The 13,606-nt window shown below is 41.3% G+C and carries 12 protein-coding genes; 7 read left to right on the forward strand and 5 right to left on the reverse strand.

What is annotated here, in order from left to right; genetic code table 11:
- Positions 1–225: 225 nt before the first annotated feature.
- Positions 226–1,236 carry a hypothetical protein gene (locus ORI98_RS07450; protein WP_306134805.1) on the forward strand — a complete coding sequence of 337 codons (1,011 nt, stop codon included), beginning with the start codon at positions 226–228 and terminating at the stop codon, positions 1,234–1,236.
- A gap of 450 nt (positions 1,237–1,686) precedes the next feature.
- Here ORI98_RS07450 and ORI98_RS07455 read toward each other — a convergent pair whose 3' ends face one another.
- From ORI98_RS07455 to mtnC, 4 genes are all read right to left on the reverse strand, one after another.
- A complete protein-coding gene (locus ORI98_RS07455; protein ID WP_063883835.1) occupies positions 1,687–2,538 on the reverse strand; it encodes an AraC family transcriptional regulator in 852 nt (283 codons plus the stop codon).
- Between the two features lie 92 nt (positions 2,539–2,630).
- A complete protein-coding gene (locus ORI98_RS07460; protein ID WP_306134806.1) occupies positions 2,631–3,452 on the reverse strand; it encodes a GNAT family N-acetyltransferase in 822 nt (273 codons plus the stop codon).
- A 343-nt stretch (positions 3,453–3,795) separates the two neighbouring features.
- A complete protein-coding gene (locus tag ORI98_RS07465; protein WP_306134807.1) occupies positions 3,796–4,227 on the reverse strand; it encodes a bifunctional diaminohydroxyphosphoribosylaminopyrimidine deaminase/5-amino-6-(5-phosphoribosylamino)uracil reductase RibD in 432 nt (143 codons plus the stop codon).
- A 344-nt stretch (positions 4,228–4,571) separates the two neighbouring features.
- Positions 4,572–5,249, reverse strand: coding sequence for an acireductone synthase (gene mtnC, locus ORI98_RS07470; RefSeq protein ID WP_306134808.1), 678 nt, complete (start codon positions 5,247–5,249; stop codon positions 4,572–4,574).
- Positions 5,250–5,692: 443 nt separating this feature from the next.
- On the opposite strand from mtnC, the gene ORI98_RS07480 reads away from it, so the two are divergent.
- From ORI98_RS07480 to ORI98_RS07500, 5 genes are all read left to right on the forward strand, one after another.
- Entirely contained in the window at positions 5,693–6,853 is a 1,161-nt protein-coding gene (locus tag ORI98_RS07480) for an alpha/beta hydrolase-fold protein (RefSeq protein WP_261298365.1), read from the forward strand.
- Between the two features lie 87 nt (positions 6,854–6,940).
- Positions 6,941–7,390, forward strand: coding sequence for a dCMP deaminase family protein (locus tag ORI98_RS07485; RefSeq protein WP_261298364.1), 450 nt, complete (start codon positions 6,941–6,943; stop codon positions 7,388–7,390).
- 357 nt (positions 7,391–7,747) lie between these two features.
- Complete coding sequence (locus tag ORI98_RS07490; protein WP_371931134.1) at positions 7,748–8,074, forward strand: cytochrome c; 327 nt, start codon at positions 7,748–7,750, stop codon at positions 8,072–8,074.
- Positions 8,075–8,235: 161 nt separating this feature from the next.
- Positions 8,236–9,963 (forward strand): DUF3373 domain-containing protein, encoded by a 1,728-nt coding sequence (locus tag ORI98_RS07495; RefSeq protein WP_261298362.1) that lies wholly within the window; start codon positions 8,236–8,238, stop codon positions 9,961–9,963.
- Between the two features lie 46 nt (positions 9,964–10,009).
- Positions 10,010–11,392 (forward strand): tetrathionate reductase family octaheme c-type cytochrome, encoded by a 1,383-nt coding sequence (locus tag ORI98_RS07500; protein WP_371931138.1) that lies wholly within the window; start codon positions 10,010–10,012, stop codon positions 11,390–11,392.
- A 125-nt stretch (positions 11,393–11,517) separates the two neighbouring features.
- Here the strand turns inward: ORI98_RS07500 and hutI are convergent, their stop codons facing one another.
- A complete protein-coding gene (hutI, locus tag ORI98_RS07505; protein ID WP_261298360.1) occupies positions 11,518–12,744 on the reverse strand; it encodes an imidazolonepropionase in 1,227 nt (408 codons plus the stop codon).
- Between the two features lie 117 nt (positions 12,745–12,861).
- Between hutI and hutC the strand changes: the two genes are divergently transcribed.
- Entirely contained in the window at positions 12,862–13,569 is a 708-nt protein-coding gene (gene hutC, locus ORI98_RS07510) for a histidine utilization repressor (protein ID WP_261298359.1), read from the forward strand.
- The last annotated feature ends 37 nt before the right edge of the window (positions 13,570–13,606 follow it).

Genomic DNA, 13,606 nt, shown 5'->3' on the forward strand with positions numbered 1-13,606 from the left:
TATTCTTATATGTATCGGATGCGTTGCAATAAAATCTTCCATGGTTTGTCCTTGTATTTGACGGTAAACGTTAATTTTAAACAACTGTTTAACTTGCGACCAATTTAGCAACCATTGATACTGACAACAAGTATTATGCTATTGTTTTGTTATCAAATGGATTAGCGGCCCATCAAATGCCTTTGTGAATAGGTGGCTGCGTTGGTAAAAATGAGTCTGGTAGCCATGTTTGCAAGAATAAAATCGTTTAAATTACCTAAGCCTACCTTAATGCCTAAGTTGTTATTTCAACAGTTTTTTAGCCGGATTGTTGCAATTAGAGATCAGTTATCACTGGCGCAAAAATTTTATTTACTCGCTATACTGCTATTGTTGCTCAAACAGCCTTTAGCTTGGGTTGCCACAATTAGCTTATTGGCAATCTTATTAGAGTTTTGGCCTGTTTTTGAAAAGGTTTGGCATAGCCTGGCAGGCAAAGCGGTATTGCTGTTGTTTTATGCCATTATCGCCAATTTTGCGTTAGCGAATGCCAGTGCCGTCGTGAATGAAGTGGTTGGTGTGCCTGCGCAGCATTTCAATTACACCCATAACTTTGCCATTCTGCTGTACATTCCTGCCTGGTTTATCATTATTAGCGGTATTGTCATGTTTGTCGTGCAGATCATGTCGCCGATGTATTTTGTGTTGATGTGGCTGCTCAAACCCTTGGGTATTCATGCTCCTAAGCTTGTTGCTTATCAAGCTTTTCATCGTATGACCTTTATCATTAGGGTGATTTTATCCGTTATCGTGCTTTATCATTTATGGATGTTAATCGGATTAGATTTAGAAGATGAAATAGATGATCCTAAAAGCCATATCTCTCAGGTGTTAATTGACGATGATCAGCAGGTTAGGGAGGAGGTGTTAGCTCAGCTTGAGCAAGCTGATTCAGCTATAGATGAGAAGGCTTTGGCCAATGATGATGCTGACGTCCATGTGGATATCAACGCCGATGAAATTGATTTTAAGCAAGTGCATCAAGATTATTATCTTGGGGTTCGCAAAGCGATTGGGTATTTTGCCTTTAACTTTGAGGCCGATACTTTTTCCCGTTGTGACAAAGCGGAAGATGCTCATGTTGTTGAGCTAAACGATTATGAGATTTTAGAAATTGTGCCTGATAAGCAAAGCCAATATGGTTACTCATTTTTGGTTAAAAAATGTTTTTCAGCGGCATTTCCATTGAATAAATAATAGCTAACTTTTACTGTGGTTATAAATTTACCTGAGTATGAACGTCATTTGTTGATAATCATGTCTGAGCATTTTTAAACGCACTTTTGGACAAAAGTGTGTAGGCCTTCGAATGAAGGCGTTGGCATTTTGGGCTTATAACATTTGGTTGAGTTGGAATTGGGATTTGTGTTTAAAGTCGAATCTTCATTGTAGTTAAAAGCCTGCGGCTCGCTTATGTGCAGATAATCCAGCGAGACGCCGCAAGCACATCCATGTTTTGGATACTCGCTGGCTCATCTGCACCTGAATTTTTGTTTCTTCGATTTAGCATCATTGATGGCTGTGGCAAAAGCTAAACCAGAACAGAAGTTAACTCACTTTTGGACAAAAGCGAGCTAGAATAATCACGTCAATACTATCACTTTAGATTAGGTTCTGTAATGCGTTAGTGCCCATTGAATAGTTCCATCAGCCTAACTTTGATTTTGAACTAACACCACCATAGACATCAATCGTCAACCCTCGCTCTTTCTCATAAGTTTTAGGTGTAAAGCCAAGCTGTTTTTTAAGGTGGCGGATCAAGTGAGGTTGATCACTAAAACCAAATTTGAAGACAACTTCAACCCAATCTAGTTCAGTCGATTCACGTTGATAGAGATACTCTAGCATTGCTTCTAATCTATTCATCGACTGGCACTGTTTAAGGGTAAGCCCTGTGGTGCGTTGAAAGCTTCTTTCTAGGGTTCTTTGTGAACAATACAGTTTTTCACCCAGCTCAGATATCGTACTCTGGTCTAGATGTTTAAGTACATTGCGAGTGATTTTACTGTGCTGATCTTCGGTGCACTGTTCCAACCAAGGCGACAGCATCGTATCTAACTGCTCTACACACTGCTGTGGATTGGTTCGAGCCAGTTCAATCAGTCTGCTTTCATCCATACCTAATTGCTTGAACAATGTTGAGTCTTCCACTGACTCCACTTCATCTAGTGCCAAAGGATTGGCAGAAAAATCGGGTAAACAGTAAAGAGCGCCGACACGAAACTTGATACCAAGATGAACAAATGGCTTAGAGTGATCTAATTCAAAGGTCTGCCGATGTGGATAAAGCCAATGGCTGCCTTCTCCCTTCGCTATGCTCGGGTTCAGGTCATAAGAGTAGGCTTGATTGTTAGGTGAAAGAATCAAATGTGCCGATGGGTCAGGGTTGAGCTTTGGGAATTGATAAGTCTCTGAATCAGGGCGCTTATCAATCAACCAATAGCATTCTACATATTGGGAAACACATGGTGAGTTTGGCGACTTTAGCCAATGGATCATAACCAGTTCCGTTAGGTTTATTGATTAAGGGTACTATAAGTCAGATCGTCGTAAACCAAAATCCCCCTTACAACAGCAAGAGGGATAACAAGTTATTTGTTGTTAAATTCAACCTGAACAATGCGGTTTGAAGATGATAAACCCGCACGTTTAATGGCTTTTTGTGCACCTACATTACTGCTCTCAGTAGAACAGATAGGCGTTAAACCACGCTGATTAGCTGAGTTAACTAGCCAGTTAAGCATTTGAGTAGCAATGCCTTTTCCACGTTGTGATTGAGCGACAATCATGCCAAGGTCTGCATATCCCGTTTGGTACTCATCAAACAGACGGCACTCGCCCGTTGCAATAAGTTCATTCTCGCTCCAATAACCGAATAACTCTTTACGATTAATCAGGTTACCAAAGTAGCCTGTAAGCCACTGCTCTGGTGCACCGATAGTAGTGGCTGCAAACTCAACAAATTGCTCCAGTTGCCCTGACTCTGCTAGCTTTAGTTCAAACCCTGGAATAGTGCTTTGCTTACTCGCCTCTTTTTGCTTGTACATCAGAGAATTAACCTTCACTGCTGATGCGTTATCAAGGCTAAGTGATAGATACTGCGGCTCTGCTGTACTGACAAATGCGCCATTTACAGCCCCAATGACTGAGTTATTTTGTTCTGCGATAAGCGTGAACAGTTCTTTTGCATCCATTTTAGTATCATTACTCAGGTAGAACTGCAACATATAACCTTCGCCATTGATGCAGCAGTATCCAACTAGGGTTTCTTGTTCATAAAACCCAAAGTGTGTAGACATGGGTACAAATCCAAAGTGCCACATACCATCAAGAGGTGCTGTTGATTGTGCAAAATATGCTTGCTTTAGTGTGCTGATTTCTTCTAGATTTTCGATTGGTTTAATTTCTAACATCGCTTTTTACCTAATTTTTTGATTTACTGGAAAGCCTTCCATCTTTATCTAAAAAGTGCCTCGCTTTCGTATGTCACACATAATAAGCAATGTCTGCTCGCTAAGATTGAACAAAAACGACAATGTTTAAATCGGTTTTTTAGATGTTGGGCTAAGTTCGAACTAAGTGGCCCTCATAAGCAATTAATACCTTATTGAAGGTGTTTTCAAATAAGGATTAGTAATCGATTACTGCTGCTAATGAAAAACGCTTTGGGGCATAAATGGGTTAACCACCTAGCCAATTTTGGGGCAAAATCCTGTAATACATCACCATCCTCGCTAGGAACTTATGCGAGGTTAATTATGACTTTCCAAGATAAGGATACAAAAATTCACTAACTTCTTTTGAAGCGACACCGATATCCACTATTATGCCCTCTTTCTTTAGAGCATAAAGACCCTTTCCATTGTTCCTTTCATCAGGATCTAGGATAGCAACTACAACTCTCTTAATTCCTGATTTAATGATTACAGAAGAACATGCCGGAGTTCTGCCAACAAATGAACATGGCTCAAGAGTGACATATGCAGTCACTTCTTCCATAGGGCCATCATAAGCACTAATCGCTTCAACCTCAGCATGGTTGCCACCAATTCTTTGTGTGAATCCTTCGGCAATGACTTGCCCGCCTAGAACGAGAACGCAACCTACCGGAGGATTTGGTTGGCACTCAGGCAGAGCAGCCCGAGATACCTCCAATGCTTTAAGCATAAATGCCTTGTCTAGATCCATCTAAAGTATCCTTTTAAACTTTTGGTATACATTAACAAATCTATGCCAAAAGTGGTGTAATAAAGTTGAGTTCACTAAAGAATCAAACAAGGAATGGGGCAGAAATACGTTAGCCCTTAACCAATTTATTCCTCAAAACCGCCACAAAATATCAAACTATTATATAACCGCACATTAACGTGTAAGTTCGCTTTGTTATCACTAACCATAAATTTAATGAATAAGATTATTGTGTTAGATGATCTTATAACTAGTATTTGATGGCTTACTGAGGAAATAAAAATTTTGCCGATAAAAAAACGACCATTAAGGTCGTTTTGTTATGGGTTAACTATTGCTGTGAATTAGCATTTTAGCTCATCAAATGAGGTGATGATTTTGAACTTGGCAGTACGAGAATTAGGCTCTCTGACCATTTGGCAGGTTAGCATTCCTGCTGCGTCAGCCGCTTTTAGCTCCTCAACCATATCAGAGATAAACAGCATTTGTTTTGGCTTCAAACTAATGGTGTTGCAAATATTGCTATAGGCTTGTTTGTCTAATTTATTACCCGTGCGGGTATCAAAATGGCCACTAAAATGTGCGGTTAAATCGCCCGCATCTGTATGGCTGAACAGCAACTTTTGCGCATCAACTGACCCTGATGAAAAGCTGTAAATACGAATGTTAGCTGCAAGAATACGCTCAATGTTGTCAATAAAGTCAGGGTATATGTGGCCTTTAAATTCAGAACGATTATAGCCTTGCTTCCAAATTAGCCCTTGTAAGGTTTTTAATGGCGTGACTTTACGGTCTTCTTCAATCCATTGGTTAAGAATTTCAGTAACACGTTCAAGCGATGCATCTGGTTCTAAAGCAATATCTTTTACATCGCTGATGCAATAATCCACTAAGGCGTTATCTTGGTTTTGCGTTAAAAAATCAGCCATGGCTTTTTTAGAATATGGAAATAACACATCCTGAATAAAGTTAAGATCTGTGGTTGTGCCCGCTGTATCAACGATGATAGCTCTAATACTCATAATGCTTTGCGACTCCAAGGTGATGCTAATAATGAGATCCTATGCTTTATTGCGTAGCAAGGCTAGTCAAAACCCCTTAGATTTTCATATTTGTTAACTTATTCATAAGCTGCTAGTTTGTAAGCGAATAAGCTATTAAATAATCACCTGTGCTAGGGGCTGTTGATCTTTGCTGGTGGAATTTTGTTCGAGATAAAAACGAATTAAGCGCGGCGAGTGGAGTGAAGCCTAGCAATCTAAGCAAAGTTCACTCAACAAAGCGTAATTCGTTTTTAGCCGAATCCTTCGGACAGCGTTTGTTGGCCATTTTTACTTCGTTATCGGCTTATTATGTAGAATAACTACACAGCAAAGCCTCTGCCTTGTATAAATGGCCAACAATTCGCTGCAAAAACAACCTTGAAAGATCAACAGACCCTAGGTAAGTCATTCAAGGAACGAACATGATTAATATGTTGAAGCAAACTCCAACTCAGTATTTATGGGCTCTGCTGCTCTTGTTATTGCTGGTATTCTCTCCTCAATCAATAGCGCAACAAACACTTGATACTTTAAAGGTTACTTCAAAAAGTTATCAAGGCAGCGCAGATTTTTTGGTCACATTACCCAATAAATATGCTGAAAATACCGATAAAAAATATATCGTTTTGATCGATTTTCATCCCGCAAGCCAACCTTATTTAGCTGGGCTACATCATTGGATGAGCCATAACGGTGGATGGCCGTGGTTAGAAACCATTATTGTTACCGCGCCCGATGGCCATCCAGGTTTAGGTAAGCTGAAGACCTTTACTAATGCAGAGCAGGGGCAGGCATTTTTAAGCTATGTTGAGGATGACTTATTAGCTGCGATAGATAAGAAGTACCGTACCAATGGATTTAAAATACTCAGTGGATTTACCGGGAACGCTACATTAGGGTTGTTTACGTTAATACAAAGGCCGAAGCTATTTAATGCTTATATAGTCGCTAGCCCTATTTTGAGTGAAAATTATCTTTCAGTCATGAAGGACACGCCAAACTTGGTTCCAGCTCTGTCTAAGCTTGCACAACCACGAATGCTATTTCTATCGCGTGCCGATAGTGATTTTGAGCAAAAACAAATAGCCGATTTTGATAAGCTGGTAACGACATTAAAGCAACAAGCACCCAGCAATTTATTATGGAAAAGTAAGGTGTTTGAAGGTTCTTACTATATGTCACAGCCTGCATTGGCAACGATTTATGCCATTGAGCAAATATTTAATGATGTACATACCGTTATTGAGCCAGATTCTACTATTGGTAAAGCTGGGCCAGAAGCGATATATACGTATTTTCAACAAGTATCAAATAAGTATGGCTTTGACGTGAGCGCGGTAGATTCTTTACTTGCGTTGGCAAAATCTAAAACCAAGCTAGAAGATGCTTTGCTTGTTTATCAGTTTGCCGTTGAAAAATACCCGCAAAATGCCCATACCCACCATGGTTTAGCGCTAGGGTTTGCCGCAGTAGATGAAATGCCACAAGCGATAGCCGAATTGCAATTAGCACTGACGATGACAAAGCATCCTTTTTATCTACATCATTGGGGTAAATTACTTGAAGAATATCAAACTAAATAACCCTGATAAGGTGCTAAATTTCCTTTAGTTTATCAGGTATGATAGATCAGCATCTTAGCTTAATAATTAACGTAGAAGGCAGTCATTATGATTTCAAAGTGGGCAAAACGTTTTTTTCAAATGGCTGAGTTGGTCGGCTCATGGAGTAAAGATCCTTCCACGCAAGTGGGCGCGGTGATCACCAAACATAACCGCATTGTATCAGTGGGTTTTAATGGCTATCCCCATGGTATTTCTGATAGTGCAGAAACCGACGACCGGGACATGAAATTACTGAAAACCCTGCACGCTGAAGAAAATGCCATTTTGTTCGCAAAGCGCGACCTTGATGGCTGTGATATTTGGGTGACGCATTTCCCTTGCCCTAACTGCGCGGCTAAAATTATCCAAACCGGTATTACAGGGGTATTTTGCCCAGAACAAAGTGATGACTTTCTATCTCGTTGGGGGGATAAGATTAAAATCAGCCAAGAGATGTTTTTACAGGCGGGTGTTAAGGTAAATTGGCTGCCAGTTGATGAGCTGAACGAAAAGTAAACTTTGATTTCACGGTAAAAAAATCGCCTATATGGGCGATTTTTTTCATTTTAAACTTGTTTTTATTGTGCAATGTAATTGGTTTGACCGCTTCTATCTTATTGCTTTAGATATAACATCCCCTCCTAGCGCACCTTATTGCCTAACGCTAATACTGATTTGTTCTTAAAAGTCGCAATGCTATAAAAAGATCTATTAGATTTTATTCAACAATATTTTTATCAATTAGATTTTTCTCATGAATATGATCAACATCAAATAATCATCTATCACTTTTGGGTAACATCATTAACAAGGCAGATAAATAAAGATTTATTTTGCTTCAGCATAAAAATAGCAACTTTTGAGGGATAGATGATGAAACCAATACAACAATTAGGCGTAATAATTGCGGTGATATTAACCCTAGGCAGTACAGCCATGGCAGCAGAGGGCGGCAACCCTAAAAAAGGAAAACACCTTTACAAGAAAGAATGTAAAGCCTGCCACAGTGCAAATAGTGAAGGGCCAGAGTTAACGCCAATGGCAAAAACAATGGCTCAATGGGATAGATTCTTCACCCGTGATCAACACAAATCAAAACCTGAAGTTTTTAAAGCGCTATCAGAACAAGAACTAAAAGATATTCAACAGTTTTTGTATGACCATGCAGCAGATTCTGATCAGCCTCAAACCTGCGGCTAGCCCTTACATAGCTGATGTTATTGCTAAGTTTTAAATACCAGGCCATCAGCAAACCCAAATAAATGCAGAAAAAACGGGGATTAACCTCATGGACTTCTGCACCCTAAATTTAGCTAACGCGATGGATTTATCAACGTTAGCATAAAAAAGGAATCACTATTATGCGAACCTTAATATCAATTTTAGTGGCAAACGCATTAGCCATAAGCAGCATGGCTGTTGCCGCGGACACGGTACAAGTTAACGATGACGCACAAAAAATTGCTGAACTACAACGCCAACTAGCGGACATTACCGATGAGCTTGACGATATTAATAGTCGAGTTGATAAAACCGAAAGGCATACCGCGTTAGATAGAATTAGCATAACCGGTGACTTTAGAACCAAAGTCCATTCTTTGCATTACCAGAATGTTACCTGGAATCCTGCGATGAAAGTCGATTTTTCTGACTTTGGTGGCAAGGCAATGTCAGGCGCATTTGGATCGCCAACCGATGCAAACTCTCCCCTAGGGCAGATGATGATAGCTAATCCTGATTTGGCTCAAGCATTTCAAAGTGGCCAATTACAAGGTGTGATGCCCTATGTTTTAGCGCCTAAAACGATGCAAGACATAGATAATGATTTGTTTTATACCACGCGCTTACGTTTAGATTTAAAAGCCAAGGTGTGGGATAACGTCAGTTTTTCTGGTCGCTTAGCTATGTATAAAAATTGGGGCGACTCAACCGGTACACAGGTTTTCGACTCATGGCGATCATTCACTATGGACGGTACCAGCAGCGGTAACACAAGTGGCGACTGGTTAAGAGTCGAACGTGCTTATTTTGATTGGCGCAATATCGGTGGCAGCGAAACGTATTTGTCTATTGGCCGTCGACCATCAACCTATGGCCCACCAAGCCATTATCGCGAAAATGAAATGCGCGGCGGTACACCATCAGGGCATTTAGTGAACTTTAACTTCGACGGAGCAACTTTAGGTTACAACCTAGGGGAAATTACCGGTATTGATGGTCAGGTAGTGCGTTTTTGTTATGGGCAGGGCTTTGAGTCTCAGTGGGGGAATGGCGAAATGTTTGGCGACATTGTGACCAAAGATACTCACTTAGGCGGCTTTAATATTGATGTCGTCAATGATGGTAACCACTTCCTACAACTTACCCTTTTTGGTGCGAAAGATGTCAATGATGGCTTTAAAGGCACGATGGCATTTCCAACACAATTAGCGGGTATTTTTGCCCCTACCATGTATCAAGATATGCAAAAGTTCGACAACTTTAACTTTGTCACCCGGGTGCAACCTAGTGGTGTCATTGGTGACATGTATTTAGGTGGTATCGGCTATGCCTATGAAAGTGATGACGACATTAAAGTGTTTGGATCGCTTGGGTGGACACGTGCAGAACCCAATGGCAACAGCGGGTTATTTGGCGGCATGTTAAGTGATGCGGTATTTGAAGCTGAGCTGAATAGCACTGGCACTGAAATTATCATGGTACCTAAATATGCAGATGACAGTTCAACTAAGGATGGTTATGGCATTTATATTGGTATGCAAATACCTGCTCCATTTGGCAAATTTGGTTTGGAGTACAACTATGGTTCAGAATATTGGACGCCATTCACTCAAGCACAGGATGATCCGGTCGGCAGCAAACTAGCCACGCGCGGGCATGTGGCCGAGGCTTATTATATTTTTGACATAAATCCTCGTATGTTTATTAAGTTGGCAGGGCTTTATTACGATTATGAATACACGGGTAGCGGCACGCCTGTTGGCGCACCTCAGAAAATTGATGATGTAATGGCAGGCACTGCATTCTCGATGTTGCCTGTGGTTGATACAGCTTACGATGTTAATGCCTCATTAACCGTTAATTTCTAATCATGGTGTCCCAGCTTGCTGGGGCAAGGAGTGTACGATGAAAACCATGACATTATTTATGGTGTTTGCATTAAGTAGTTCGTTAGCTTATGCAAAGTTTGACCACAAAGAAGCGCTAACAGGGCCATTTACGCAAGGTACCGATGTGACATCCCAATGCATTGAGTGTCACGAAGATCATGCCAAAGAGTTTATGAAGTCATCGCATTGGACTTGGGAGTTAAAGCAAGAACTCCCAGGAAGAACAGTCATGCGCGGCAAGAAAAATAGCATTAACAACTTCTGTGTATCGATAAGCGGTAATGAGCCTCGCTGCACCAGTTGTCATGCGGGCTATGGTTGGAAAGACAATAGTTTTGATTTTTCTGACATGACAAAAGTCGATTGTTTGGTGTGTCACGATACTACGGGAACATATGTCAAAGAGCCCGCGGGAGCTGGCGAGCCTATGGCTAAAGTTGATCTGACGCGGGTGGCACAAAATGTTGGCCAGCCTGTGCGAGATAACTGCGGTACGTGTCACTTTTATGGTGGCGGAGGCGATGCGGTCAAGCATGGCGATTTAGACTCATCCATGTCTTATCCAGATAAAGCGACCGATGTACATATGGACACCGACGGTAACGATTTTCAGTGCCAAAGTTGCCATACCACTGAAAGTCATCAAATTACCGGCAATGCGATGGGCGTATCACCTGGTGGCGAAACCCCTATAGGTTGTGAAAATTGCCATGACAGTGCCCCACATCAAAATAAAAAGCTCAATACTCATACCGCTGCGGTAGCGTGCCAGACATGCCATATTCCATTTTTTGCTAAAAATGAGCCCACTAAAATGCGGTGGGATTGGTCTACAGCAGGAGAGAAACGACCAGAAACCAAAGATGAATATGGTAAAAGTACTTTCATGAATAAAAAAGGCAGTTTTGTGTGGCAGAAAAATGTGCCACCACAATATGCCTGGTATAACGGCAGTGCGGATGCTTACATGGCGGGAGATAAAATTGATCCTAAAGGTGTGGTGAAACTAACCTATCCACTGGGCAATATCGGTGATGCAAAGGCGAAAATTTACCCATTTAAAGTCCATACAGGTAAACAAATTTATGACACAAAACTCAATATTATTATTACCCCTAAAACCTATGGTGAAGGTGGCTACTGGGATAAATATGATTGGGATCTTGCTGCAGATTTAGGCATGAAAGCCAATGCCACTATGGTGGAAAAAGGCTTTAGCTATAGTGGTCAGCATGACTTTGTTGAAACTGAAATGTGGTGGCGTATTAACCACATGGTGTCACCTAAAGATCAAGCGCTGCAGTGTAACGACTGCCATAATAAAGGTCAGCGTTTAGACTGGAAAGCGTTAGGCTATGATGGTGACCCAATGAAAAACAAGCAAGGTAAGCGTCATACAGTGAAGTAACCCCCATACTCATGTATTAATCTTTAAAAGAGCTTAAATCGATAGTCGATTTAAGCTCTCATTTTATTGCAAAGCACCTTAAAGCTGCTTTGAAAAAGGCACATTTAATTCGATGTAGAGGCGGATTATTGTTGAATGATTTTGCCTGCTTTAATCACTTGTTCGCACGGATTAACCCCAAAGGTATAAGCCAATTCTGCCGGTGAACTAATGTCCCACAAACAAAAATCAGCTTGTTTACCTACCACTAAACTACCAACACTTTTTTCTATCCCCAATGCTTTCGCGGCATTGAGGGTCATGCCTTTAAGGGCTTCTTCAGGCGTTAGGCGGAATAATGTGCACGCCATATTCAGCATTAACTTGGTTGAGCAAATAGGCGATGAACCAGGATTGAAATCGCTAGCGATTACCATTGGCACTTTATATTGGCGCAGTAACTCAATGGGAGGCAATTTTGTTTCTCGTAAAAAGTAGTAGGCCCCAGGCAGTAATACGGCGCACGTTCCGCTTTCGCTAAGTGCTTTTACTCCAGCCTCATCCAAATGTTCAATATGATCAACAGATAATGCATTTAACCTGGCGGCAAGTTCACTGCCGCCAATATTAGATAATTGCTCGGCATGCAGTTTGATTGCTAAGCCGGCATTTTTGGCTGCAATGAGTACGCGCTCTGTTTGCTCAAGATTAAACGCAATACCTTCACAAAAGACATCCACGGCATCGGCAAGCTTATGTTGTATTACCTGCGGCAGCATATCGTTTATGACTAAGTCTACATAAGCATCGGGCTGAGTTTTATATTCGGCAGGAATGGCATGGGCGCCTAAAAATGTGGTTTTCACATCAATATGATGATGTTGTCCTAATGCCTTTGCTACCCGTAGTAACTTGAGTTCGGTTTCAGTATCTAGGCCATAGCCTGATTTTATTTCAACCGTTGTAACACCTTCTTTAGCTAAAGTATTTAGACGTTTACGTCCAAGATCAAATAGGGTCTCTTCATCGGCTTCTCGACAAGCTTTAACGGTTGAAATAATACCGCCGCCTGCGCGGGCAATGTCTTCATAACTAGCACCTTGTAAGCGCATTTCAAATTCATTGGCACGGCTGCCAGCAAAAACCAAATGGGTATGGGCATCAATAAGACCTGGGGTGATCCATTTACCTTTACCGCGGTAAATCGGCGTAGCTAATGCATCAAACTGAGGAAGATCTGCGCGAGGGCCTATCCAGGCCACTTTGCCGTCCTTCACGGCAATGGCTGCATTTTCAATCGCGCCATATGGCAAGGATGATGAGGCATCCATAGTGGCAACATTGACATCAATCCATACTTGGTCCCAGTTCATAGCCTTTTCTCTTCATTAATTCTTTTTGACTGTTAATCAAACAATACTTGATTAAGCTTGTATATACAAGCTAGGATGAGTGCAATAAATCTCCATTAATTGACATTGGAACATCTTATGGCGTTGGCAAAATTTGCTGAAATAAAACAATTTATCCTTGCCCGTATTGAAGCGGGTGAATGGGAAGAAAACGCCCGAGTGCCATCAGAAAATCAACTAACCGAGATGTTTAATTGTAGCCGAATGACTGCCAGACGGGCATTAACAGAATTGGTCGACGCAGGTATTTTAGAGCGAACCCAAGGGTTAGGGACATTTGTAGCTGGACTAAAATCGCAATCATCGTTACTGAATATCCGTAATATTGCCGATGAAATTAAAGAGCGTGGACACGGCTATACTGTTAAGCAACTTGAGCTAACCCAAATAGAAGCCATTGCGCCCATTGCGATTGCATTGGGGTTAGAGGTGGGCAGTTCAGTTTTTTATTCTGTGTTGATTCATTGTGAGCAAGGCTTACCTTTGCAGTTAGAAGAGCGCTTTGTGAATCCGCACTTAATTCCCGAGTATTTATCGCAAAATTTTACCCAGCAAACGCCGCATGAATATTTGTCCCAAGTGGCTCCGTTAACCGAGGCGCGCCATACTGTTGAAGCCATTATTGCCAGTGAGCAAATTCAACAACGCCTTGAAATTTCAGCAACCGAGCCGTGTTTACAAATTATTCGACGTACCTGGTCACGTAAAGGGGTAGTGAGTTTTGCCCGTTTAGTGCACCCCGGCAGTAAATTCAGATTAGGCGGCCATTTAACATTTAAACGTTAATGACAGCTGAATAACAAGCAAATAAATACCACAAAAA

The sequence above is a fragment of the Shewanella sp. ULN5 genome, assembly GCF_030731885.1.
GTDB lineage: Bacteria > Pseudomonadota > Gammaproteobacteria > Enterobacterales > Shewanellaceae > Shewanella > Shewanella holmiensis.